The organism is Celeribacter sp. SCSIO 80788 (genome assembly GCF_051054295.1).
Lineage (GTDB): Bacteria > Pseudomonadota > Alphaproteobacteria > Rhodobacterales > Rhodobacteraceae > Celeribacter.
Map to the genome: position 1 here is coordinate 1,617,318 of NZ_CP150482.1, position 22,811 is coordinate 1,640,128.

General features: G+C 63.3%; 21 protein-coding genes. 4 read left to right on the forward strand and 17 right to left on the reverse strand.

From position 1 onward, the window contains the following. The first annotated feature begins 52 nt into the window (after positions 1 to 52). Complete coding sequence (locus tag V1471_RS08115) at positions 53 to 1,420, forward strand: FAD-binding oxidoreductase (protein WP_434287892.1); 1,368 nt, start codon at positions 53 to 55, stop codon at positions 1,418 to 1,420. A gap of 204 nt (positions 1,421 to 1,624) precedes the next feature. Here V1471_RS08115 and recN read toward each other — a convergent pair whose 3' ends face one another. From recN to ftsW, 15 genes are all read right to left on the reverse strand, one after another. Continuing rightward, positions 1,625 to 3,277, reverse strand: a complete 1,653-nt coding sequence (recN, locus tag V1471_RS08120; protein ID WP_434287893.1) for a DNA repair protein RecN — start codon at positions 3,275 to 3,277, stop codon at positions 1,625 to 1,627. A gap of 13 nt (positions 3,278 to 3,290) precedes the next feature. Next, positions 3,291 to 4,127, reverse strand: a complete 837-nt coding sequence (locus V1471_RS08125; protein ID WP_434287895.1) for an outer membrane protein assembly factor BamD — start codon at positions 4,125 to 4,127, stop codon at positions 3,291 to 3,293. A gap of 192 nt (positions 4,128 to 4,319) precedes the next feature. Beyond that, positions 4,320 to 5,255: a UDP-3-O-acyl-N-acetylglucosamine deacetylase gene (lpxC, locus tag V1471_RS08130; RefSeq protein ID WP_434290897.1), complete on the reverse strand. Its 936-nt coding sequence runs from the start codon at positions 5,253 to 5,255 to the stop codon at positions 4,320 to 4,322. Positions 5,256 to 5,583: 328 nt separating this feature from the next. Beyond that, positions 5,584 to 7,230 carry a cell division protein FtsZ gene (ftsZ, locus tag V1471_RS08135; RefSeq protein ID WP_434287896.1) on the reverse strand — a complete coding sequence of 549 codons (1,647 nt, stop codon included), beginning with the start codon at positions 7,228 to 7,230 and terminating at the stop codon, positions 5,584 to 5,586. A 398-nt stretch (positions 7,231 to 7,628) separates the two neighbouring features. Then, positions 7,629 to 8,960 (reverse strand): cell division protein FtsA, encoded by a 1,332-nt coding sequence (ftsA, locus tag V1471_RS08140; protein ID WP_434287898.1) that lies wholly within the window; start codon positions 8,958 to 8,960, stop codon positions 7,629 to 7,631. After that, positions 8,960 to 9,949, reverse strand: coding sequence for a cell division protein FtsQ/DivIB (locus tag V1471_RS08145; protein WP_434287900.1), 990 nt, complete (start codon positions 9,947 to 9,949; stop codon positions 8,960 to 8,962). The genes ftsA and V1471_RS08145 overlap by 1 nt, the downstream gene beginning before the upstream one ends. Next, positions 9,937 to 10,848 carry a D-alanine--D-alanine ligase gene (locus V1471_RS08150; RefSeq protein WP_434287902.1) on the reverse strand — a complete coding sequence of 304 codons (912 nt, stop codon included), beginning with the start codon at positions 10,846 to 10,848 and terminating at the stop codon, positions 9,937 to 9,939. Before V1471_RS08150 ends, V1471_RS08145 begins: the two co-directional genes overlap by 13 nt. Before the next feature lie 129 nt (positions 10,849 to 10,977). Next, positions 10,978 to 11,943: a UDP-N-acetylmuramate dehydrogenase gene (murB, locus tag V1471_RS08155; protein WP_434287904.1), complete on the reverse strand. Its 966-nt coding sequence runs from the start codon at positions 11,941 to 11,943 to the stop codon at positions 10,978 to 10,980. Beyond that, positions 11,940 to 12,200: a DUF2484 family protein gene (locus tag V1471_RS08160; protein WP_434287905.1), complete on the reverse strand. Its 261-nt coding sequence runs from the start codon at positions 12,198 to 12,200 to the stop codon at positions 11,940 to 11,942. The genes murB and V1471_RS08160 overlap by 4 nt, the downstream gene beginning before the upstream one ends. Positions 12,201 to 12,215: 15 nt before the next feature. Beyond that, on the reverse strand, positions 12,216 to 12,440 hold the full coding sequence (locus tag V1471_RS08165; RefSeq protein WP_434287906.1) for a DUF2484 family protein: 225 nt from the start codon (positions 12,438 to 12,440) through the stop codon (positions 12,216 to 12,218). 20 nt (positions 12,441 to 12,460) lie between these two features. Further along, the gene (locus V1471_RS08170) at positions 12,461 to 13,663 is read right to left on the reverse strand and encodes an APC family permease (RefSeq protein ID WP_434287907.1); all 1,203 of its coding nucleotides are present in this window, start codon (positions 13,661 to 13,663) and stop codon (positions 12,461 to 12,463) included. Between the two features lie 84 nt (positions 13,664 to 13,747). Next, complete coding sequence (locus tag V1471_RS08175; protein WP_434287908.1) at positions 13,748 to 14,011, reverse strand: hypothetical protein; 264 nt, start codon at positions 14,009 to 14,011, stop codon at positions 13,748 to 13,750. A 49-nt stretch (positions 14,012 to 14,060) separates the two neighbouring features. After that, complete coding sequence (gene murC / locus V1471_RS08180) at positions 14,061 to 15,464, reverse strand: UDP-N-acetylmuramate--L-alanine ligase (RefSeq protein WP_434287910.1); 1,404 nt, start codon at positions 15,462 to 15,464, stop codon at positions 14,061 to 14,063. Positions 15,465 to 15,501: 37 nt separating this feature from the next. Further along, the gene (murG, locus tag V1471_RS08185) at positions 15,502 to 16,602 is read right to left on the reverse strand and encodes an undecaprenyldiphospho-muramoylpentapeptide beta-N-acetylglucosaminyltransferase (RefSeq protein WP_434287912.1); all 1,101 of its coding nucleotides are present in this window, start codon (positions 16,600 to 16,602) and stop codon (positions 15,502 to 15,504) included. Positions 16,603 to 16,639: 37 nt separating this feature from the next. Then, a complete protein-coding gene (ftsW, locus tag V1471_RS08190) occupies positions 16,640 to 17,809 on the reverse strand; it encodes a putative lipid II flippase FtsW (protein WP_434287913.1) in 1,170 nt (389 codons plus the stop codon). 261 nt (positions 17,810 to 18,070) lie between these two features. Here ftsW and V1471_RS08195 point away from each other — a divergent pair, with 261 nt between their 5' ends. Next, positions 18,071 to 19,003 (forward strand): L-lactate dehydrogenase, encoded by a 933-nt coding sequence (locus tag V1471_RS08195; protein ID WP_434287914.1) that lies wholly within the window; start codon positions 18,071 to 18,073, stop codon positions 19,001 to 19,003. Positions 19,004 to 19,006: 3 nt separating this feature from the next. On the opposite strand, the gene V1471_RS08200 is transcribed toward V1471_RS08195, so the two are convergent. Further along, entirely contained in the window at positions 19,007 to 19,465 is a 459-nt protein-coding gene (locus V1471_RS08200) for a MarR family winged helix-turn-helix transcriptional regulator (protein WP_434287915.1), read from the reverse strand. Positions 19,466 to 19,555: 90 nt separating this feature from the next. Here V1471_RS08200 and V1471_RS08205 point away from each other — a divergent pair, with 90 nt between their 5' ends. Further along, positions 19,556 to 20,509 carry a quinone oxidoreductase family protein gene (locus tag V1471_RS08205; RefSeq protein WP_434287917.1) on the forward strand — a complete coding sequence of 318 codons (954 nt, stop codon included), beginning with the start codon at positions 19,556 to 19,558 and terminating at the stop codon, positions 20,507 to 20,509. Positions 20,510 to 20,526: 17 nt separating this feature from the next. On the opposite strand, the gene V1471_RS08210 is transcribed toward V1471_RS08205, so the two are convergent. After that, complete coding sequence (locus tag V1471_RS08210; protein WP_434287919.1) at positions 20,527 to 21,321, reverse strand: AraC family transcriptional regulator; 795 nt, start codon at positions 21,319 to 21,321, stop codon at positions 20,527 to 20,529. A 102-nt stretch (positions 21,322 to 21,423) separates the two neighbouring features. Between V1471_RS08210 and V1471_RS08215 the strand changes: the two genes are divergently transcribed. After that, positions 21,424 to 22,800 (forward strand): SLC13 family permease, encoded by a 1,377-nt coding sequence (locus V1471_RS08215; protein WP_434287921.1) that lies wholly within the window; start codon positions 21,424 to 21,426, stop codon positions 22,798 to 22,800. Positions 22,801 to 22,811: the final 11 nt, after the last annotated feature.

The following is a 22,811-nucleotide window of genomic DNA, read 5'->3' on the forward strand; positions in this document are numbered from 1 at the left end:
CACCGCCCGCGTCCTTTATGGTCGCCGGACCCTAACAGACAGCGAGTCGACCATGATTTCCGAAACCGTATATGCCGCGCTTTCTTCCGTTCTAGAGGGTCGGCTCAGCCGATCCAAGTCCGAACTGGACCAGCACGGGCTGTCGGAGACGTGGTTTCCGCTGACCCCACCGGAGGCCGTGGCCTATCCCGAGACCACCGAAGAGGTCTCCGAACTGATGAAGATTTGTCACGCCCATGAGGTCCCGGTGACGGGCTTTGGCGCGGGCACGTCTCTGGAGGGCCAGACGCTTGCGGTGAAGGGCGGTCTCGTCGTGGATTTCTCGCGGATGAACCGGGTCATCCGGGTCAACGACGCGGATATGGACGCGGTCGTCCAGCCCGGCATCACCCGCGAGGCGCTCAATGTCGAGCTTCGGACCACGGGGCTGATGTTCCCGGTCGATCCGGGCGCCAATGCAAGCCTTGGCGGCATGGCGATGACGCGGGCCTCGGGGACGACGGCGGTGAAATACGGCACGATGAAGGAGAATGTCATCGGGCTCGAGGTGGTGCTGGCCGACGGGACGGTCATTCACACCGGATCGCGGGCGCGCAAATCGGCCTCGGGTTATGATCTCACCTCGCTTTTCGTGGGCTCCGAAGGCACGCTCGGCCTGATCACGGAAATGACCGTGCGGCTCCATGGTCAGCCCGAGGCGATCTCCGCCGCCGTTTGTTCGTTTGACGAAATCAGCCCCGCGGTGCAGGCCGTAATCGCCACCATTCAGGTCGGGCTGCCGATGGCGCGGATCGAATTTCTCGATGCGGAAAGCGTCGATGCGGTGAACAAATATTCCGGTGCCGATTTCCCGCTCAAACCGCATCTCTTCGTCGAGTTCCACGGCTCCGAGAGCGGTGTGGCCGAACAGGTCGAGATGTTCGGCGAGATCGTGCATGAATTCGGTGGTTCGGATTTCCAATGGGCCTCGAAGGCGGAAGACCGCAATGCGCTCTGGACCATGCGTCACCATGCCTATTGGGCCTGTCTGGCGCTCCGGAAAGGCGCGAAGGCGGTGGTGACGGATATTTCCGTGCCGATCTCGAAACTCGCGCAGGCGGTGGAGGAAACCGCGGCGGATATTGCGGCCTCGCCCATCGACGGGCCGATTCTCGGCCATGTCGGCGACGGCAATTTCCATGCGATCCTGCTGGTCGACCCGGAGGATGCCGACGAGATCAAACTGGCGAAAGATCTGGCGCATCGGATGGCCGAACGCGCGCTCGCGCTTGGCGGGACGATCACCGGTGAGCATGGCATCGGCATGGGGAAAATTGGCTTGATGCAAGAGGAACATGGCGCGGCCTGGGGCCTCATGGGACAGATCAAGGCGGCCATGGACCCGAAGAACATCCTCAATCCGGGCAAGATGGTGCCCTGAACGTCAAAAGCGGTCTTCATAAAAAGCAGGCGCGAAAAGGTCATCCCTTTTCGCGCCGTTTTCGTGAAACAAAACCACTCGAACACGGACACATGATGACAGCGCATCATTAAACTTCCGTGAAAGTTCCGGGGCACGCAGGTTTGCTTTAGCGCGCCAGAAGCGCGCGGGTTCGTCTAGCGCGCCAGAAGCGCGCAGGTTCGTCTAGCGCGCCAGAAGCGCGCGGGCCGCTTCACGGGCGGCCTCGGTGATCGTGTCGCCAGAGAGCATCCGCGCCAGCTCATCGATCCGGTTGCCCGCATCGAGCGGCGTAACCTCCGACAGCGTCATGCCTGCCTCGACCCGTTTCGCGACGCGCCAGTGATGACCGCCAAGGGCCGCGACCTGCGGACTGTGGGTAACCACAAGCACCTGCCCTTCGTCCGAGAGCGCTTTGAGACGGCGGCCCACCGCATCGGCGGTCGCGCCACCGACGCCGCGGTCGATCTCGTCGAAAATCATCGTCACACCGGTCTGGTCGCGGGTGAGACAGACCTTGAGCGCCAACAGGAAGCGCGACAGCTCACCGCCCGAGGCGATCTTGTTCAAAGGCCCGGCAGGCGCCCCGGGGTTGGTCGCCACGGTGAAGGCCACGGCATCGCGCCCCTCGGGGCCCGGTTCGCCGGGGGTGATCTCGGTCGCAAACACCGCCCGCTCCATCTTGAGGGGTGCCAGCTCCCGGCCCATCATCGCGTCGAGCTCCTGCGCAGCTTTCACGCGCGCCTCGGTGAGCGCCATGGCGGCGGCGTCATAGGCGGCTTCGGCGTCGCGCACCGCCTTGCCGAGCTTCGCCAGATCCCCCTCCCCGCCATCGAGAGCTGCGAGTTTTTCCCGCAAACCGTCGGCGAAGGTGCCAAGCTCATCGGGCAGCACATTGTGTTTGCGCGCGAGGCCACGAATGGCAAAGAGGCGCTCCTCGACCCGCTCCAGCTCATGCGGATTGAACTGCAACGCCTCGATGCAGTTTTCGACGCCCGATTGCGCCTCCGCCAATTCGTTGAGCGCCCGGCCCAGAGCGTCGATCGCCGCGTCCAGCCGCCCGTCGGCGCGATCAGACGCCCCTTCGAGCCATTTCAGCGCATCCGTCAACATCCCTTCGCCGCCATCGTAGGACATCGCCTGATGGGCCTTTGCCACATCGCCAGCGATCTTTTCCGCCGATTGCATCAGGCGGCGTTCGGCGTCGAGTTTGGCCTCTTCGCCCGGCTCCGGGTTCAAAGCGTCAAGCTCGCCCACGGCATGGCGCAGGAATTCTTCCTCGGATTTCAACGCCGCCTGACGAGCCTCGGCCGCGGCAAGCGCTTTGCGCGCCGTGCTCAAAGCTTTCCACGCGCTGCGGGAGGTTTCCAGAAGCGGTGCCATGCCGCCGAAGGCATCGAGCAATAGCCGGTGTCCGCGCGGGTTCAGAAGGCCGCGGTCGTCATGTTGCCCGTGCAGTTCCACGAGAACGTCGGACAGCCGCCGCAGCACATCGCCCGAGACCCGCCGGTCGTTGACCCAGGCGGTCTTGCGCCCGTCCGCCGTATTGACCCGGCGCAGGATCAGCTCGCCATCGTCGGTGTCCATGCCCAGCTCGGCCAGAACCTCTTCGGCATCGTGGCCTTTCGGCAGATCGAACACGGCGGTCACCTCGCCCTGTGCCGCGCCCGTGCGCACCAGATCGGCGCGCCCGCGCCAGCCGAGGACAAAGCCGAGACTGTCGAGAAGGATGGATTTGCCCGCGCCGGTCTCGCCGGTCAAGACGTTGAGACCCGGCTGAAATTCCAATTCCAGCCGGTCGATAATCAGCATGTCCCGGATGTCGAGACTTCTCAGCATGGGGGTCTGAGCCTCAGAGCCATTCGCCGCGGATCATCTGACGATAGATCGCGCCAAGCCAGTTGTTCTCGAAGACTTTCGGTTCCAGCCCCTGCCCGGTCAGCAGCTTGTAGCTGTGCTGATACCATTCGGAGGACTGGTAGTTGTGCCCCAGAATCGCGCCTGCGGTCTGAGCCTCCTGAGTGAGACCCAGCGACAGGTAGCTTTCGACCAGACGGTGCAACGCCTCCGGCGTATGCTGGGTGGTCTGGAATTGCTCGACCACCACACGGAAACGATTCACCGCGGCGGTGTAATGTTTCTGTTTCAGGTAGTAGCGCCCGATCTCCATTTCCTTCGCCGCGAGGTGGTCGAAGGCGAGATCGAATTTCAGGATCGCGGAACGGGCATAATCCGTGTCGGGATACCGTTCGATGACCACGCGCAGCGCCTGAAGCGCCTGAAAGGTCAGGCCCTGATCGCGGCCCACATCGTCGATCTGATCGTAATAGGACAGCGCCAGCAGATACTGGGCATAGGCCGCATCTTCGTCCGCCGGGTAGAAATCGAGGAAGCGCTGTGCCGCAACACGGGCGTTCTCGTAATCCTTGTCGCGGTGATAGGAGAAAGCCTGCATGATCAGCGCGCGCTTGGCCCAGTCCGAATAGGGGTAAAGCCGTTCGACCTCGCCGAAATAGAAGGCGGCATCGCCGAAATCCTTTTGCGTGATCTCGAATTCGGCCCGCTCATAAATGTCCTTGGCCGGATAACCATCGAGGTTCTCGCGCGGCGAATAATTCCCGCAGGCCGTCAGAAAAGCCATGGAAACACCGAGCGTTAAAGCCAGTTTGCCTGTTTTAAGTGCCGTCATGAAAGGCCCTACCCTCACCGTTCACCGCCCGTTTGACCGGGTCGTGTCCACACTCCTAGCACAGAAAAATCCGGTGCAAAACGCCTTAACGGCGGAAAAGTCATCACGGCACGGAGAGTGTGCTTTGCCCTGGCCGTCCCGCGCCTGTCCCCCCTCCGTTTCCCGGCCCTAACGGACCGGCTATGGGGTGGATCAGGCGCAGACCGCCAGATCGGCGGGGCTGACGCCCGCGCCGGGAAGCCGCGCGGCAGTGGCCGCATCGACGGTGACGAAAGCCCAGGCGCCGGGCGTGTCGAACAGCTTGCGCAGAAGCTTGTTGGTCACGGCATGGCCCGCCTTTTCGCCGACATAGCGGCCAAGGATCGGCGCGCCCGCAAGGTAGAGATCGCCCAAAGCGTCGAGCATCTTGTGGCGCACCGGCTCGTCGTCGTGGCGCAGACCGCCCGGGGAGAGCACCGCATCGCCATCGACCACCACGGCGTTCTCGAAGGTGCCGCCAAGAGCCAGACCGTTTTCGCGCATATAATCGACATCCGCCTTGCGGCAGAAGGTGCGGCAGTTCGACAGCTCGCGCACGAACGCGCCGTTGGCCATCACCAGATGCTTGTCCTGCACGCCGATCGCCGGGTCTGCGAAGTCGATGTGAAAGTCGATCTCCATCGTGTCGGAGGGTTCGAGACGGGCGCGCGCATTGTCGGTCACCAGCTCGACGGGCTTAAGAATTTTCAGTGCGCGGGTCGGACCGTCCTGACGGCGCAGACCGGCGGCGAGGATGGCGTCGACGAAGGGCGCGGCAGAACCGTCGAGAATCGGCACTTCCGGCCCGTCGACGGTGATCACCGCATTGCCGATGCCACAGCCCGCAAGCGCGGCCATGATGTGTTCGATGGTCGAAAGCTCGACCCCGTCGTCATTGCGAATGAGGGTGCAAAGCTGCGACGGCACGACCGCATCCCAGCGCGCCGGGATCAGCGCGTCGCGCATGTCCGTCGCATCCGCCTCGATGTCGGAGCGCAGAAAGGTGATGCCGCTGTTGACCGGAGCGGGCAGCACCTCCATGCGCACGGGGGCACCGGAGTGGAGCCCCACGCCGTCGAAGCGAATTCGTTTTGCAACTGTGCTCTGCACCATTGGCCTCACATTCTTATCGGTCTTTTGCCTTATCGGCCTTCTGCGCATCAAAGTTCGCGGACAGGTTTGCGTATTCCCGCGCTGATACGTCTTGTTAACCCGCACCTAACCAATCCGGTTCACCAAGCTCAACTCAATCTTTGTAACCGATTGAAACATGGCAGCGGTCAGGCGGGCAAAAACCCGCGCACGCCGTCGCCGCAATGCGGCATCCCCTTTGAAACAAAAGAAAAAGGCCGCCCGAAGGCGACCTTTCACATATTGCAATCTTCGTGAATGTGATCTCGAAACCGAAGCCCCGAACCGCCCCACTCACGGGTTTATGTCAGTTCGCCTGACGGCGCAGGAAAGCCGGGATCTCGATCTTTTCCTGTTCCGGGTTCGGATCCTGATCCTCGTCATAGGCCTGATGCACCTGCGGGCGGACCTGCGGCTGGGCACCGAAACGGGCCTGCGGCTGCGGCGCGACCGGGCGGGCGTCCTGCTCATTGTGGCCGGTCATGCGACCGATCAGCGAGTTGATGCCAAAGCGACCGCCCTTGGCTTCCCCGGCGGGCTGCTGATGTTGCGCTGCGGGCTGATATTGTTGCGGGCGCATGTCGGCACGGGGCTGTTTCGACACGGCGGCCTGCAAACGGGCCAGAGCCTCAGGCGAGGGCGTGCCCGGCGCGGGCGCGCGCGGAGCGACAAAGCTTTCCGCTTCGGGCTCGTGCATCGCCGGTTGCGGCATCGGCTGCGGGCGCGGCTGATAGGCGGGCGGCGGCAGATCGTCGTCGAGGGCGCGGAACTCTTCGCGCGGCTCTTCACGGCGTTCATCACGACGGTGGCTCACCTGCGGATCGAACACATCGAGGGTCGGCTGGGCCGGTTCGGCGGCATGTTCCACCGCAGCGGCAGCAGCGACGGCGGCAGGCGCGGCGTGCTCCATTTTTTCTTCAACGATTTCCGGGTTTTGCAGCGGCTCGGCGAGACGGCGACGCGGCACCGGCATTTCTTCGAGAACCGGGCGGGCATCGATACCGGTGGCGACGACGGAGACGCGCATTGCACCGTCCATATCGGTGTCGAGCGTGGAGCCGACGATGATGTTGGCGTCCGGATCGACCTCTTCGCGGATGCGGTTCGCGGCTTCGTCCAGTTCGAACAGGGTGAGGTCGTAACCGCCGGTGATGTTGATCAGCACGCCTTTCGCACCCTTGAGCGAGATCTCGTCGAGGAGCGGGTTGGCGATGGCTTTCTCAGCGGCCTGAATGGCGCGATCTTCGCCGGTCGCATCGCCCGTGCCCATCATCGCCTTGCCCATTTCGTCCATCACGGAGCGCACATCGGCAAAGTCGAGGTTGATGAGACCCGGACGGACCATCAGGTCGGAGATACCTTTGACGCCCTGATAGAGCACGTCATCGGCCATGGAGAAGGCCTCGGTGAAGGTGGTTTTCTCGTTGGCGAGGCGGAACAGGTTCTGGTTCGGGATCACGATCAGCGTGTCGACCATCTTCTGAAGCTGATCGACGCCCTCGTCGGCCTGACGCATGCGTTTCGCGCCTTCGAACTGGAACGGCTTGGTCACGACACCGACGGTCAGCACGCCCAGTTCACGGGCAGCCTGCGCGATGATCGGAGCCGCGCCTGTACCAGTGCCACCGCCCATGCCGGCGGTGATGAAGCACATGTGGGCCCCTGCCAAGTGATCGACGATCTGTTCGATGCTTTCCTCGGCAGCGGCGGCGCCGACGGAGGGGCGCGCACCGGCGCCGAGACCCTCGGTCACTTTCACACCCATCTGAATGCGATGCTGTGCCTTGGCGTGTTGCAGCGCCTGCGCATCGGTGTTCGCCACGACGAAATCGACGCCTTCCAGCTGCTTCTCGATCATGTTGTTGACCGCGTTGCCGCCAGCACCACCGACACCAAACACTGTGATTTTCGGTTTCAACTCGTCCCGCTCGGGCATCGTCAGATTCAAAGCCATGAGTACCGCCTGTGTTCTTTTGCTGTTGTGCTCAGGGCCATCGCGCCTTCTGCACGCTTCCCCGACTGTCCCCACCCCTGAATCGGGGCAAAATTCACCTATTCACAATAAATCCTATGGGGTTTCGCCCGTCTCGTCATCCCCAAAACATGAGATTGCCACAAAATATGGTAAGACAGCCCGCTTATTTAGGCGGGATTTTGCGCAAAACAGCAGATTTAGGGGATAGATGCCGACAGAACGCAAGAGCCCGTATCGCGGATACGCGCCCGAAGCCTCAGGGGCTTCGCGTCTTACTCGTCATATCGGGCCCTGCTCGGCCATCGTCCTCCGCGTCATTGGGCGGAGACTTTGTTATGGTCCTACCCTAACACAGCCCCGCGCCAAGCCGCAATCTCTTACCAGTTGTCCTTGAACCACCGCATCGCGCGTTTGAGCGAGCGGGCCGGATAGCGTTCGGCGGGAATTTCGAAATCCCACCATTCGTCCTGCGGGTTGGCCGCGAAGAGGCACAGCCCGACGGCAGAGGCAAATGCCGCGCCGGTGGCGGCCTGCGGCAGGCCCTGAACCCGCAAGGGGCGGCCGATGCGCACATTCTGACCGAGGATCTTCGGCGCCAGCGTGTCGAGGCCGGGAATTTGCGAACCGCCGCCGGTCAACACGATCTGCTGGCTGGGCATGTGCTCAAACCCCGCCGCATCGAGACATTCGCGCACGCCTTCGAGGATTTCCTCGACGCGCGGGCGGATGATGCCGATCAGTTCGGCGCGCGACACGGTGCGGCGATCTTTCTCCCAATCGCCGCAATCGCTGCCCACTTCGATCATCTCGCGGTCATCCATGCCGGTGGCGACGAGGCCGCCATAGAAGGTCTTGATCCGCTCGGCGGTGGCGAAGGGGATTTGCAGCCCCATGGCGATGTCGGAGGTCACATGCTCGCCGCCCATGCGCACAGAATCGGCATAGATCATGTGTTTTTTCATGAAGATCGACACATCGGTCGCACCGCCGCCGAGATCGACACAGGCCGCGCCCAGCTCCTGCTCATCTTCGACAAGCGCGGAAATGCCGGAGACATAGGCACCCGAGGCCAGCCCCGCGACTTCGAGATCGCAGCGTTTGATGCAGTACAGGAGGTTCTGGATCGTTGCCGTATCCACCGTCAGCATATGCATGTCGACGGCAAGGCTCTGGCCGATCTGACCGCGCGGGTCCTTGAGGCCGGAGCGGTGATCGAGCTGGAAGTTCACCGGCTGGGCGTGCAGCACATCGCGGTGATTGCCGTAATCCGGCACATCCGAGGAGGCGAGCACGCGGGCGACGTCCTGTTCGGAGACAGTGTCATATTCGACCTCCACCTGCCCCGCGATACCGTAGGACCGCGGGCTGCCGCCGGAGAAACAGGCGATGACGTGATCGACGCGGGTCTGGGCCATTTTCTGGGCGGCCTGAACGGCGGTACGGATTGCGCGTTCGGTCTCCGGCATGGAATCGATCTCGCCGAACCGCACCCCGCGCGAACGCGTGGTTGCCGCGCCAATGACACGGAAGGAGGATTGCCCGGCCAGCGCCCCGACCCCGTCGCCGCCCATGAAGCGTTCGCCGTCGAAGCGCAGCACCAGACAGGCGATCTTGGAGGTGCCGACATCGAGAATGGCAATCACGCCACGCTGCAGAGCGGCCTTGCGCATGTTCCGCATGGCCCGCTGGGCCTCGTACAAATCGGTCATCAGTAAGACACTCCAAGTTCGACGCCCCGCAGGCGTTTGAGTTCGTCCTGAGCGGCCTCGGTCAGCCGCACGGTCGGTCGGGTCGGGCGGCGCATGTCGACGCTTGCGACATCGCGGCCCAAAAGGTCTTTCGCCTGATCGAGCGCCACCACCTGCGCCAGCGCGCCGAGCGGGTTCTCTTCCGGCAGCATGATCACCTGATCGCGGTCCAGAACGACGTTCCAGCGCCGTTCGCCCACACGCACCAGCCCGCGCATCCGGGGCAGAAGCGGGCCGGCGGATTTCAGCAGCGCCAGCGCCTCGACCACCGCGCGCTCCGCGCCCTCGCCCGCGATCAGCGGCAGGTCGGGCCGGTCGCCCCGATGCGGCAGCGCGGCCACCCGATGGCCTTCGGCGTCGAGCATTTCCAGCCCGGCGGAGGAGCGCCAGATCACGGCGGGGGTGCGTTCGGTGATGTCGATCTGAAGAATGCCGCCCGCACGCACATGCAGCCCGGCGGACGCGACGGCGTCGAGATCCTCGATCTGCTCAAGCATTTCAGGCAGGTCGAGATCGAAGGAGGAAATCGGGAACGTCACAGCGGCGATCTCGCGAATGTCTTCGGCCAGAGGCGCGGAGGCACCGTCGATCGCCATGAGTTTCACCATAAACTCGGGGCGGTTCTGTATCTCGTTTTTCCACAGTGCGACCTGATCGGAGAAGGCGGTGCGGTTGTCCTCGGACGCGAACCACAGTCCGACACAGGCGGCCACGACCGCAATCGGTGCGATGCGGCGCAGGAAGAAGCGGAAGGACGGTGTGAGCCAAAGCCGGTTCATGCGATAGGCGGCACGCGAGGGCGCCGGATCGCGGGGGCGCTGAGGCGCGGCGTCCGTGTCGCCGCCCTGCCCCCGCCGGGTCCGGATCGCACGGGCCACGGCCTCGGAGACCCGGGCGGACCCGCCTGCGGTCGGGCCTTTGGCGAAGTCGATCGGGTCTACCGGTCGCATGAGGCGTCCTCCACCATCCAGGCACAGAACTGGCCAAAGCTTATGCCGCTTTTCTGCGCCTGTTCGGGCGAGAGCGAGGTCGGTGTCATCCCCGGCTGGGTGTTGGTTTCCAAAAGCACGAGCCCCTCGATGCCGCGGGCCTCGTCCCAGCGGAAATCGGTGCGCGACACACCGCGGCAGCCGAGCGCCTTATGGGCGCGCAGGGCAAAGTCCTGACAGGCGACGGTGATCTCGGCGGGGATCTCCGCCGGGCAGACATGGCGCGACCCGCCCGCCTTGTATTTGGCGTCGTAATCGTACCAGCCGTCGGTGAGAATATCTGTGACCAAAAGCGCCTTGTCGCCCATCACGGAACAGGTCAGCTCCCGCCCCGGCGCATATTGTTCGACCATGACGACGGCGGGCATCCCGGCGGACATACGCGGCGCGTTGGAGCCTTCGTGAACGATATAAACGCCAACAGAAGACCCCTCGTTATAGGGTTTCACCACATAGGGCGGCTCCATCACATGCCCGGCCTCGACCTCAAAACGAGACGCCAGCAGGGAGGGCACGACGGGAAGACCGGCGGCGCGGTAGACCTCTTTGGTCTTTTCCTTGTCCATGGCCAGAGCGGAGGCGAGCACGCCGGAGTGGGTGTAGGGGATGCGCAGCCATTCCAGAAGCCCCTGCACACAGCCGTCTTCGCCGAACCGGCCATGCAGCGCGTTGAACACGACATCGGGCCGACACGCGACCAATTGCGCGCAAAGGTCCTCGCCCGCGTCGATCTCTACAACTTCGAATCCTTCACCCCGAAGTGCCTTGGCACATTCACGCCCGGAGGACAAAGACACTTCGCGCTCTGACGAAGGTCCGCCCAGAATGACGGCCACTTTCGGGGACTGCCTGCTCGACATGTCCACTCGCCTCATAATCGGATCGTCTTTTGCGATCCACGAAATTTTGGGTCATCTTGCGTGACCCTTTGAAAAACGCCCCGTTTCGGGGTCAGTCTTCACGCCCTGCTCAGGACGCCGTTCCGGCCCTTATGCGCCGGTTTTCGTCGCTTCGGCAAGACCGTCCGGGATCGGATCTCCGGAAAACTCACCGATGCGCTTGATTTCCCATTGTAACGTGAGGCCCGCGTTTTGAAACACCTTTTTTCGCACCGTCTCGCCCAAAAGTTCGAGATCATGCGCGGAGGCCTCGCCCATGTTGATCATGAAGTTGGAATGTTTCTCGCTCATCTGCGCGCCGCCGATGGAAAAGCCACGCAAACCGGCGTCGTCGATCACCTTCCAGGCTTTGAGATCGTGCACGTCATCGGCCCTGCCCGTCGAGCTGAACCCCGCCGGATTGCGAAAGGTCGAGCCTGCGGAGCGCTCTTTCACCGGCTGCGTGGCGTCGCGCTTGGCGAGCTGGTCGTCCATGCGGGCATTGAGCATGTCGGGATCGGCGGTTTCGGCCTCGAACGTCGCCTCGACGATGACCCAGCCTTCGGGCAGATCGGTCTGGCGGTACTGGAAATTCAGATCGTCAGAGGTCAGCGTCACGAGCGCGCCCTCCCGCGTCACGGCCTTGGCCGACACGAAATGATCGGCCACATAGGACCCGTAGCAGCCCGCATTCATCCGCACAGCGCCGCCGATGGCACCGGGAATGGTGCGCAAAAACGTCAGGTCGAGCCCCGCCTCTGCCGCCTTTTTCGCCACATGCGCATCGAGCGCCGCGACACCGGCGGTCACGCGGTTGCCGTCGATTTCGATATGATTGAAGCCGCGCCCCATACGGATCACCACGGCGCGAATGCCGCCGTCCCGCACGATCAGGTTCGAACCGACCCCCATCGGAAACACCGCAACGGAGGGATCGAGGGCTTTGAGAAACCCCTGCAAATCCGCAAGATCGGCGGGCTGAAACAAGGCATCCGCAGGACCGCCCACACGCAGCCAAGTAAGATCGGCCAAAGCCCGGTTCTCGGTCAGCTTGCCACGCACATCCGGGTAGATCATTCCGCAGGCCCCTTCGCCAGTGTTCGCCGCATCCACCGGCCCAGATACACCACAGGCCAGCGCAGGATCGAGACGCCCGCCGCGAAGACGACGAGGCCGATCCATGGGCCGTTCTCATAGGTGACAAATCCCAGAAGAGGAACCCCCAGCGCGATCAGCGCATAGGCGGCGGGCCAATGGTTGCGACGCGAGGGCAGCATCGCGATCACATTGGCGAGCAGCGCCCAGAGACAGGCAAGGGTAAGGGACAGGGTCATGCGGCCTATTTCCTATCAGGACCGCCGCACAAGTCGCCTCCACAGCACCTTGAGCGGCTTTCGAAACAAAGACACGGCAGCAGCGAAACCGATCAACACCGGCAGGTATCCGTGGACCCGACCGGTCCAGACGAGCACCACGGGCAGCACGAGCAAAAGCGCCAATCCGGGGAGAATCTGGTGGCGCAAGGGTAACGGAGCGAGGGCCATGGTGGCAAGCGCCCAAATTGCGAGCACCACAAGGGGCTCCTGCAACAGGCTCACGACACGCCGCCCAGAGCGAAGGCCAGAAGCGCCAGTACGGCGAAGACCAGCCCGACGACCGGCACCCAGTTCGCCACACGGAACGGGGCTTTCGGGCTGCGGCGTTTCAAAAGGATCAACGCGCCGTTAACCAGCGTAAAGACGGTGAGCAGGATGGTCGAGGTCACGCCCGCGAGATCCGCGACCGGCAGGGCGAGGCTTGCGGCCAGAACGGCGGCGCCGATCAGCAGCGTGGCAAGGATCGGAGTGCCAAAGCGCGGATGAGCATGATGGAACAGCCCCAGAAGACCGCCGCGCTTGCCGAGACCGAACAGCACACGGGCGGCCATGACGATCTGCGCCAGAACACCGTTCAGTGCGGCGGCGACGGCGATGGCGGAGAGCACGGCGACCGGACCGCCCCCCGCCTCATAGACCAGCGCCAGCGGACGCTCGGAGCCGCCGAGGGCTTCGAGCGGCACGGCACGTACGGCGGTGATGGTGACAGCGGCGTAGAGCAATGTGGTGATGACGAGCGAGGCGATGATGGCGATCGGCAGCGTGCGTTCGGGGCGTTTGACCTCCTCGGCCATGTTGACGATGTCCTCGAAGCCGATGAAGGCGAAAAAGGCGAGCGTGGCGGCGACGCCGATCCCCGGCAGGTAGGGGGCTGCGGGGGTTGCGAAATCGGGCGACACGGGCGCGTGCCAGCCGGACCAGATGACGAGTGCCAGCCCGCCGACTTCGATGACCGTGAAGAGCGCCGCCATGGCGAGGCTCTCCAACACGCCGACGACGGCCACCGCGACCAGCGCAAGACCGAGCACCACGACCGCAAGCGTGAAAGGAATGTCAACGATGGCAACGAGATAGCCCGCACCGCCTCTGAGCACGGCGGCCGCCGAAACAGTGCCCCCGGCGACAATGGCAAGCCCCACGAGGAGGCCCAAGAACCGCGAGCCGGTGCCTGCCTCGACATAGGCCGCCTCGCCCGCCGCCTCGGGGATACGAGTGGACAATTCGGCATAGGACAGCGCCGACGGGGCCGCGATCAGCCCGGCCAGAAGGAAGGCCAGAGGCGCGTAAAGCCCGGCCTCGGCGGCGACCGTGCCGACCAGAACGTAAATCCCCGCGCCCACCATGACGCCCACACCATAGGCGGTGAGCAATCCGGGGCCGATGCGGCGTTTGAGCTGACCTGTTTGTCCTTGGCGTGTCATGCGCGTCTCCATTGTCAGACGATGGTCACAGGATAACCGGTCACGGGCCGCAGGTCTCTGCGTCAGAACAAAGCGGAGAAGCCTTCACTTCGCCCGTGCGTTTCGCCGCCAGAGCCATGCCCCACCCATGGCCGCAAGAGACAGGGCAAAGGCAATCAGCGCCAGCGTCAGGGCTGCGGAGATGGCGCGCGAGGGGCCGCCGATGAGACGCCCCCGATTGACGGCATATTCGAAGGCGAAAAACAGCCCCCAGCCCCCCAACGTCAGGAACAAAGCGAGCAGGAGTGCGACGGACCAACGCCCCTTGACGCCCAACCAGCCCGCCAAGGGCACTGCAAACCACGGCATAACCAAAAGCGCAAAGCTCAATATTTTTAAGGCGATAGCCGTCAGATGCTCAGCCTTTCGACAGCCGTTCCGGCAGGTTATGCGCCCAGGTCGAGATGGTCCCGGCACCGAGGCAGACGACCATGTCGCCGGGGCGGGTCTGTTCCCGCACCAGCCGTTCGAGATCGTCTTCGCAGGTCACGGCGCGGGCGTGGCGGTGACCGTGGCGGATCAGACCGGCGACCAGATCGTCACGTGACGCACCGGGGATCGGATCTTCTCCGGCGGCGTAAACCTCGGCGATGCCCACCACATCGGCCTCGTTGAAACAGGTGCAGAAATCGTCAAAGAGGCTGGACAGACGCGAGTAGCGGTGCGGCTGATGCACGGCGATGACACGACCGTCCGAGGCCTGACGCGCGGCTTTCAGCACGGCGGCGATCTCGACCGGGTGGTGGCCGTAATCGTCGATGATCGTGACGCCATTGACCTCGCCGACGCGGGTGAAGCGACGGTTCACACCGCCGAACGCGGCCAAGGCCTGTTTGATTTCCTCGGCCTTCATGCCGAGATGACGTGCCACGGCGACGGCGGCCAAAGCGTTCGACACGTTGTGATCGCCCGGCATCGGCAGGGTGCAACCCTCGATCACCATCTCGTCGGCGGCAAGCACGATGTCGAAATGCGCAACGCCTTTTTTGTAGGTCAGGTTGACCGCACGGACATCGGCCTGCGCGTTGAACCCGTAGGTCACGACACGGCGGTCGGTGATCTTGCCGACCAGCGCCTGAACTTCGGGATGATCGGTGCAGCAGACGGCGAGACCATAGAACGGAATGCCGGAGACGAAATCGTAAAACCCTTTGCGCAGGTTCTCAATCGTGCCCCAGTGCTCCATATGTTCCGGGTCGATGTTGGTGACGATGGCGATGGTCGCGGGCAGGCGGTTGAAGGTCCCGTCGCTTTCATCGGCCTCGACGACCATCCAGTCGCCCTGCCCCATCCGGGCGTTGGAACCGTAGGCATGGATGATGCCGCCGTTGATCACCGTCGGGTCGATGCCGCCCGCGACCAGAAGCTCGGCCACAAGCGTGGTGGTCGTGGTCTTACCGTGGGTGCCCGCAATGGCGACGTTGGATTTCAAACGCATCAGCTCAGCCAGCATCTCGGCCCGGCGCACCACCGGCAGGCCCTTGGCGCGCGCGGTATCAAGCTCCGGGTTGCCGGGTTTGATCGCAGACGAGATCACCACGACCTCGGCGTTCTCCAGATTTTCCGCGCGCTGCCCCTCATAGATCACCGCGCCAAGCGCCTTGAGCCGGTCGGTGATTTTCGACGCTTTCAGATCCGATCCCTGCACCTGATAGCCATGGTTCAAAAGCACCTCGGCAATCCCCGACATGCCGATGCCGCCGATGCCGACAAAATGGATTGCGCCCATCTCGGTGGGGAGTTTGGTCACGGAAGCGTTCATGTTTTTCGTCTCACTCGTCTGTCGCCCACAAGGGCCGTCATTGTTTGTTGAAGGCCAGATTTTCAACCAGAGCTGCCAGCTCTTCCGCCGCCATCGGTTTCGAGACCGAAAGCGCGGCGTGGGCCATCATGGTGGCGCCTTGCGGGTGAGCCAGCACGTTGTAAATCTGCTCGGCAAGGCTTTCCGGCGTCAACTGGCTCTCGGGGATCATCACGGCGGCGTCCGCCTCCACAAGCCCGCGGGCATTGGCGGTCTGGTGATCGCCTGCCGCCGCCGCATAGGGGATCAGGATCGAGGGGCGACCGATGACGGAAATATCCGCAACGGTCGAGGCGCCGGAGCGCGAAATCACCAGTTGCGCCTCGCTCATCCGGGTCGGGATGTCGTCGAAGAAGGGGCGCACATCGGCCTGAATGCCTTGGGCGTGATAGAATCCGGTGACGCGGTCGAGATCTTCAGGACGCGCCTGTTGGCTGATGCGCAGACGCGACAGCATGGCCTCCGGCAAGCGGGAAATGGCGTCGGGCACCACATCCGACAGGATGCGCGCGCCCTGCGAACCGCCGACGATCAAAAGCTCCATCGGATAGTCACCGGGCGGAATATAGGGCGCGGCGTGTTTCTCATAGACCGCCCCGCGCACCGGGTTGCCGACATAATAGCCCTCGACCCCCTGCGGCAGGGTCGTCGGCCATGTGCCGCAGGCCACCGTGTTAACGCGTTTGGCAAACACCTGATTGACCCGCCCCAAGACGCCGTTTTGTTCATGGATCATCCGGGGCAGTTTGAGCAAAGTCGCCGCCGCCACCGCCGGGATCGCCGGGTAGCCACCGAAGCCCACCACGACGGCAGGTTTGTCTGAGACGAATTTGGTGAGCGCCGAAAGCACGCCACCCGCGATGCGGAACGGCACCAGAGCCTTCGCCAGAACACCGCCGCGCGCGAAGGTGGCCGAGGGCACGGTGTCGATCTCGACCGCTTTCGGGAACGCGCCGGTATAACGTGCACCACGGGCGTCGGTCGACAGTTTCACCCGCCAGCCCCGCGCCAGCATCACTTCGGCCAGAGACTGCGCCGGAAACATATGTCCGCCGGTGCCGCCTGCGGCGATCACGAGAAGGGGGGCTTGCTGGGTCATATCTGCCTCTTGTTGTTTTTTTGTTTTCAGGGTGCCGTCAGCGTCCGCGCCGGATCAGGATATCACCGATCTCGCCTTGCGGGCGGGTGCGGGTAAAGGCCAGAAGCGCGCCGAGCGCAATGCCCGAAGCAATCACGGAGGAGCCGCCATAGGACACAAACGGGAGAGTCATGCCTTTCGCGGGCAGAAGCCGGACGGCCACACCCATGTTGATGAAGGCCTGAATGCCGAAAGCACAGGCCAGCCCGGTGCCAGCAAGGCGGATGAACGGATCGCGTTCACGCAACAGCCGCCAGAGCGAGCGCACGGTGATCGTCGCATAAAGCGCGATGATGATGCCCACAAGGATGAGCCCGTATTCTTCGGCGGCGACCGCGATGATGAAATCGGTATGCGCATCGGGCAGCGACCATTTCACCGTCCCCTCGCCCACACCGACCCCGAAAAAGCCCCCCTCGCGGATGGCGTTGGTGGCGTAGCCGATTTGGGTCGTCGGGTCGATGGTCGGGTCGAGAAAGCCGTCAATGCGGCGCGCGAAGTGTTCGGAATTGTGATAGGCGAACGTCCCGCCCGCCACGACCAGCCCCGCGATGCCCACCAAAAGCATCAGCGGCGCGCCGGAGACGAAATACATCACACCCCAGGAGAAAAGCAAAAGCGAGGCCTGCCCGAAATCCGGCTGCAACGCCAGAAGGATAACGATGAACGACGTCAGCAGGAAAGAATAAAGCCGCCCCGGAGGCCCGCCGATCTCATGGGCGGCGGCCATCATCCATGCGGCGGTGATGACGAAAGCGGGTTTCAGAAATTCCGAGGGCTGCACCGAAGCAAAGCCAAGCGAGAACCACCGGGTCGCGCCCTTGCCGAAATCCGTGCCGAAAAACGGCAGAAGCATGAGCGACACCATGGCGATCCCAAATCCGACCACGGCGACCCGACGCACGCGCGCGGGGTCCATCATGGTGATGCCGATCATCACCATGAGTCCGACGCCGCCGAAAAACGCCTGACGTTTGACGTAGTGAAACAGGTCGGTGAAGTGGTTCTTCTCGGCCAGAGGCGGAGAGGCCGCCAGCCCGAGCAGAAGCCCGATACCGAAGAGAATGAAGACGCAGGACAGCGTCCATTTGTCGATTGTCCGCCACCAACGCGGAAGGATCGGCTCTCCCACGCGCATCGGCGCCGAGCCATACACCATCTCTGTCATGATACCGCCTACATCTGCCTCATGCCCGATTTTCCGGGTCTATACCGGCCAGAATAGCGGTATTCGTGCCCGCACGCCACTACAGATTGCGGTCTGGGCGGGCGCAAGGCGCAGGAAAGCGGGGTTTTGCCCAAAACAATCTCCCTGTCGCGCCTCTTATGCAAAAACGCGAATTGATCACCGTCATTGATCGTTAACGTGAATCTGCGCATGGTGGCGCTAACCCATCCTCTTCCTTTCCTCCAGCCACGGAGAACGCATATGAAAATCGGGATCGTCGGCGCAGGTATGGTCGGCTCCGCCGCAGGTTATGCCATCGCGCTCAAAGGCACCGCGAGCAAGATCGTCTTTGTCGATTACAACGCCGCCCTCGCCCGCGCGCAGGCCGAGGACATCGCTCATGCCGTGCCCTTTGCCTCCTCCACCGTGGTCATGGCGGGAGATTACGCGGAACTGAAGGGCGCGGGCGTCGTGATCCTCGCCGCCGGTGTCGGGCAAAAACCGGGCGAAAGCCGGTTGGAACTTTTGACCCGCAATGCCGAGGTGTTTCGCCAGATCATCGGCAAGGTGCTGGATGCGGCTCCCGATGCGATCCTGCTCGTTGCCACCAACCCCGTCGACATCATGACCCAGATCGCCACGCGGCTTTCGGGCCTGCCGCCGTCGCGGGTGATCGGCTCGGGCACAATCCTCGACACCGCACGCTTCCGGCATTTGATCGGCGAACATCTGGGCGTCGCGCCGCGCTCGGTCCATGCCTATGTCCTCGGCGAACATGGCGACAGCGAGGTGCTGTGCTGGTCCTCGGCGCGCGCGGGGACGCTCTCCGTCAAGGATTTCGCCGCCCAGATGCGCGTGCCGCTGACCGAAGGCGTCAAGGCGAGGATCGACGACGGGGTGCGCAATGCCGCCTATACGATCATCAATGGCAAGGGTGCGACATGGTACGGCATCGGCGCGGGGCTTGAACGGCTGGTGCGAGCGATTGCGCGCGACGAACAGACCGTGCTGTCGGTCTCCATCGTGACACCGAAGGTCGAAGGCGTGCAGGACGTGGCGCTCTCCATCCCCCGCATCGTCGGCGGTCAGGGTGTGATTGCGGATCTCTTTCCGGAGCTGGACGATGCGGAGCATGAGGCGCTGGGAGCCTCGGCAAAGCTATTGAAAAAGACCTTGGATGCGTTGGAGTATTGAGGATCAAAAGCGCATCGTCATCGCATCCGCATAGCGCCGCACCAGTCGCACCAACACCTCGACATCCTCTTCCGACCAATCCGACAGGGTGCGGCGCATGATCTGTTCGCGGGCCGCGTCGATCCGGTCCGTCATCGCCTTGCCCGCAGGCGTGATCACCGCCTCGCGCACCCGACCGTCTTTCGCCCCCGGTTGTCTTTGGATCAGCCCGAGCTGTTCGAGCTTTGCCGCCTGACGGCTGATCGTGGTGTGATCGCGCCCGACCCGGTCCGCCAACTCGCCCAGAGGCAGCGGGCCGAACCGTTCGACCAGCACCAGCAAAGGAAACAGCGCCCGATCGAGCGGCACTCCGGCCGCCTCGACCATGCGCGCATCCTGTTGCGGGCGGTTCATCACCGCCACGATATCGAGCACCGCGCCGTGAAGTTCCCGCATCTCCGGCGACATATGTGCATTATGCATGTTTTTCATTGACACAAAATCGCCCTCAAAATATGTGTATAATACACATTAAATCCCATTCGGATCATCCCAGTCAGAAAGATATACGCCATGAAAGCTGCGATTGTCACTCAGGCAGGCCAGCCCCCGGTTTGCGCAAGTTTCGATGCCCCCACCCCGGCTGAGGGTGAGGTTTTGGTCACCGTGCGCGCCGCTGCCCTCAGCCAGCTTGTGCGGGCCAAGGCCTCTGGCGCACACTATTCTTTCGACGGGGGCTATCCCTTTGTCCCGGGTGTCGATGGCACCGGCGTTCTGGAAAACGGCGCGCGGGTGTATTTTGCCTTCCCCCGCGCGCCCTACGGCGCCATGGCCCAACAGGTTGCCGTACCGAAAGACCACTGTGTCGCCCTCCCGGACGGGATAGACGACCTGCGCGCGGCGGCGCTGGCCAATCCCGGCATGTCATCCTGGATGGCGCTCAAGGACCGTGCCCGATTGCAGCCCGGCGAAACGGTTTTGGTGAATGGCGCAACCGGGGTCTCGGGTGTGTTGGCGGTGCAAATCGCCCGCCATCTGGGTGCGGGCCGTGTGATTGCCATCGGGCGCAACCCGGCGATGCTGGAGCGGCTCAAAAGCCTCGGCGCGGATGAGGCGATTTCTCTCACCGAGACCGATGACCTGAGCGCCCGGTTCGACGCCTGTTTCGCGACCGGGGTCGACGTTGTGCTGGACTATCTCTGGGGGCCCTCGGCGCGCAGTCTTCTGGTCGCCGCCAGCCGCGCAAAACCGGCTCATACCCGCCGCCGCTTTGTGCAGATCGGCGCGATGGGCGGCGGTGAAATCTCGCTGCCCGCAGGCTGGTTGCGGTCTTCGGCGATTGAACTGATGGGCAGCGGGCTTGGCAGCGTCGCCATGCCGCGCGTGATCGCGGCTGTGGGCGAGATGCTGGCCGTGGCCGACAAGATCGGACTGGAGATCACCACCGAATGCGTGCCACTTGAGCGGGTCAGTGAGGCTTGGGCCGACACGGAGAGCCGGGCGCGTCAGGTCATCACCCTCGGCTAAAACTTAGGAGCACCGCTTTAGCGAAACGCCGACGGTGGCACGCCCAGATCCCGTTTGAACGCCGCGATAAAGGCCGAGGGGCTGGAGTATCCCAGATGCGCCGCCAGATCGGTGCTGCTTTCGCCCTGTTCCAGCCTCTCAAGCGCAAACAAAATCCGCCGCCGGGCGCGCCAGTCGCGAAAGCTCTTGCCGGTTTCCGTCACGAACAATCGCGCCAAGGTGCGCTCCGACGTGCCGACCTCATGGGCGATTTCCGCCAGCCCCCGACGTTCTTCGGGGTGCTTCAGAAAGATCGCCATCGCCGCGATCAGACGCGGATCGCGCCCGCCCGGCAGGTGCATCGCGGCGGGCTTGAGCCTTCCGATTTCGTCCAAAGCCACCCAGGCCAGCCGCCGGGTCTCCGCACGTGTCAACGCGCCGTCCACCATGCGCTCCACCACGCCTCTGAGCAAAGGTGTGGTCCGCATCACCCTGACCTCCTGCGGCAGCCCCGCGCGCGTAACGTAAGGCGGTGCGACATAGAGATGGTGAGTCAGGACCGGCGCCTGCGTGCTGAGCTGATGCTCGACGTGGGAGGGAATCCAGATCGTGTGTTTGTGCGGGATGATCCAGACATCTTCGCCCGCCTGCATCCGCAGAATGCCGTTGTAACACATGGCCAATTGCGCGCGCGGATGGCTGTGCGGCTCGACCGTATAGCCGCCGGTGAATTGTTCGCGCCGCGCAATCACCGGGCGCCCCGGCGTCAGGTCAGACCCGATCCCCGTGGGGGGCGCATCGGCATTTGGCAGATATTCGACATGATTTGGCATAATGTCGCTCTACCGTATTTCCGACATTTTTTCTACACCTTTCGCAAAAGGTGCAGCCCCAAAGCCAGCGCCTGTTTTCGCATTCACATCGCAGGACTGCACATGACCTATTTCAGAGAGGCCGTCATCACGGCCATCACATTGATCGCGCTGGCGATCGCCATCACCGTTCCGGGGATATTTGCCGTCCATCAGGCGCTGATCTTTGCCATCGTCCTTGTGACACTCGGACTTTGGGCCACCGGGCTTGTGCCGGGCTATCTGGCCTCACTGTTTTTCTTTACGGCGCTGCTTCTGCCGGGGCTGGCGGCCCCCGATGTGGTCTTCTCCGGCTTCACCTCCACCGCGATGTGGCTGATCATTGCAGGGTTTGTCATCGGGGCCGCGATCACCCATTCCGGGCTTGGCGCAAAGATCGGCGAAGTGGCGCGGCCCCACCTGTCGAAAAGCTATCCGATGCTCATCGGCGGGCTGATGGTGATCGGCATGGCTTTGGGCTTTGTGATGCCGTCGTCCTTGGGCCGCTCCGCCGTTCTCGTGCCGGTCGGCATGGCGCTCTCGGATATGCTGGGGCTTGAGAAAGGCTCGAAAGGGCGGATCGGCGTCGCCGTGATCATCGCCTTCGGGACCAATATGCCGAGCTTTGCGATCCTGCCGTCGAACATTCCGAACATCGTGCTCTCGGGCATGGCGGACAAGATCTTTGGCATGGAGTTCTCCTATGCCGATTATCTGCTGCTGCATTATCCGGTTCTGGGCGTATTGAAATCCATCGCTCTGGTGCTTCTGACGCTCTATTTCTTCCCGGCCAAGGTCGAGCCGACGCCCATCGAAGTCACCAAGGACACGCCCGCCTCCTCGCGCAAGCAAATGATCCTGATGGTGATCCTTCTGGCCACCATCGGCTTTTGGGCCACCGACCAGATGCATGGCATCAACGCCGCATGGATCGGCCTTGCCGCCACTCTGGTGCTTTTGATCCCGCGTCTGGGCCTTGTGCCGCCGCCGGTGTTCAAGGGCGCGGTCGATTTCGGGATGCTGATGTTCGTCGCTGGCGCTCTGGCCCTGGGTGCCGTGGTCAACAACTCCGGTCTCGGTGCGATCATCGCGCATCAGGTCGTGGGCATGTTGCCCCTCGCGGAAGGTCGGGATTTCCTCAACTTCTACTCGCTCTCCACTCTGGGTGCGCTGACGTCCGTGTTCACCACCATGCCGGGCGTGCCCGCCGTGTTGACGCCTTTGGCCGAGGAACTGACGCAGGCGACAGGATTTTCGCTTGAGGCGGTGTTGATGACCCAAGTCATCGGGTTTTCCACCGTGATCTTCCCCTATCAGGTCGGGCCGCTGATCGTCGCCATGGGGCTTGCGGGCGAAAGCACGCGCCACCTGATGAAGATGACCCTGTCTTTGTCGGCGCTGACCTTCCTGATTTTCATCCCGCTCGATTACCTGTGGTGGGTGGCTCTGGGCTGGATTTAACACCAGCCCAG

What these genes read in the sequence shown, in the direction of transcription:
- V1471_RS08160 (WP_434287905.1), bottom strand. Translation starts at nt 12,200, where the DNA reads ATGACCCTGTCCCTTACCCTTGCCTGTCTCTGGGCGCTGCTCGCCAAT.
- V1471_RS08175 (WP_434287908.1), bottom strand. Translation starts at nt 14,011, where the DNA reads ATGCCGTGGTTTGCAGTGCCCTTGGCGGGCTGGTTGGGCGTCAAGGGG.
- V1471_RS08145 (WP_434287900.1), bottom strand. Translation starts at nt 9,949, where the DNA reads ATGCGACCGGTAGACCCGATCGACTTCGCCAAAGGCCCGACCGCAGGC.
- V1471_RS08195 (WP_434287914.1), top strand. Translation starts at nt 18,071, where the DNA reads ATGAAAATCGGGATCGTCGGCGCAGGTATGGTCGGCTCCGCCGCAGGT.
- V1471_RS08200 (WP_434287915.1), bottom strand. Translation starts at nt 19,465, where the DNA reads ATGCATAATGCACATATGTCGCCGGAGATGCGGGAACTTCACGGCGCG.
- V1471_RS08115 (WP_434287892.1), top strand. Translation starts at nt 53, where the DNA reads ATGATTTCCGAAACCGTATATGCCGCGCTTTCTTCCGTTCTAGAGGGT.
- V1471_RS08215 (WP_434287921.1), top strand. Translation starts at nt 21,424, where the DNA reads ATGACCTATTTCAGAGAGGCCGTCATCACGGCCATCACATTGATCGCG.
- murG (WP_434287912.1), bottom strand. Translation starts at nt 16,602, where the DNA reads ATGACCCAGCAAGCCCCCCTTCTCGTGATCGCCGCAGGCGGCACCGGC.
- V1471_RS08125 (WP_434287895.1), bottom strand. Translation starts at nt 4,127, where the DNA reads ATGACGGCACTTAAAACAGGCAAACTGGCTTTAACGCTCGGTGTTTCC.
- murC (WP_434287910.1), bottom strand. Translation starts at nt 15,464, where the DNA reads ATGAACGCTTCCGTGACCAAACTCCCCACCGAGATGGGCGCAATCCAT.
- ftsA (WP_434287898.1), bottom strand. Translation starts at nt 8,960, where the DNA reads ATGACCGATTTGTACGAGGCCCAGCGGGCCATGCGGAACATGCGCAAG.
- V1471_RS08170 (WP_434287907.1), bottom strand. Translation starts at nt 13,663, where the DNA reads ATGACACGCCAAGGACAAACAGGTCAGCTCAAACGCCGCATCGGCCCC.
- murB (WP_434287904.1), bottom strand. Translation starts at nt 11,943, where the DNA reads ATGATCTACCCGGATGTGCGTGGCAAGCTGACCGAGAACCGGGCTTTG.
- V1471_RS08150 (WP_434287902.1), bottom strand. Translation starts at nt 10,848, where the DNA reads ATGTCGAGCAGGCAGTCCCCGAAAGTGGCCGTCATTCTGGGCGGACCT.
- V1471_RS08210 (WP_434287919.1), bottom strand. Translation starts at nt 21,321, where the DNA reads ATGCCAAATCATGTCGAATATCTGCCAAATGCCGATGCGCCCCCCACG.
- ftsW (WP_434287913.1), bottom strand. Translation starts at nt 17,809, where the DNA reads ATGACAGAGATGGTGTATGGCTCGGCGCCGATGCGCGTGGGAGAGCCG.
- recN (WP_434287893.1), bottom strand. Translation starts at nt 3,277, where the DNA reads ATGCTGAGAAGTCTCGACATCCGGGACATGCTGATTATCGACCGGCTG.
- V1471_RS08205 (WP_434287917.1), top strand. Translation starts at nt 19,556, where the DNA reads ATGAAAGCTGCGATTGTCACTCAGGCAGGCCAGCCCCCGGTTTGCGCA.
- ftsZ (WP_434287896.1), bottom strand. Translation starts at nt 7,230, where the DNA reads ATGGCTTTGAATCTGACGATGCCCGAGCGGGACGAGTTGAAACCGAAA.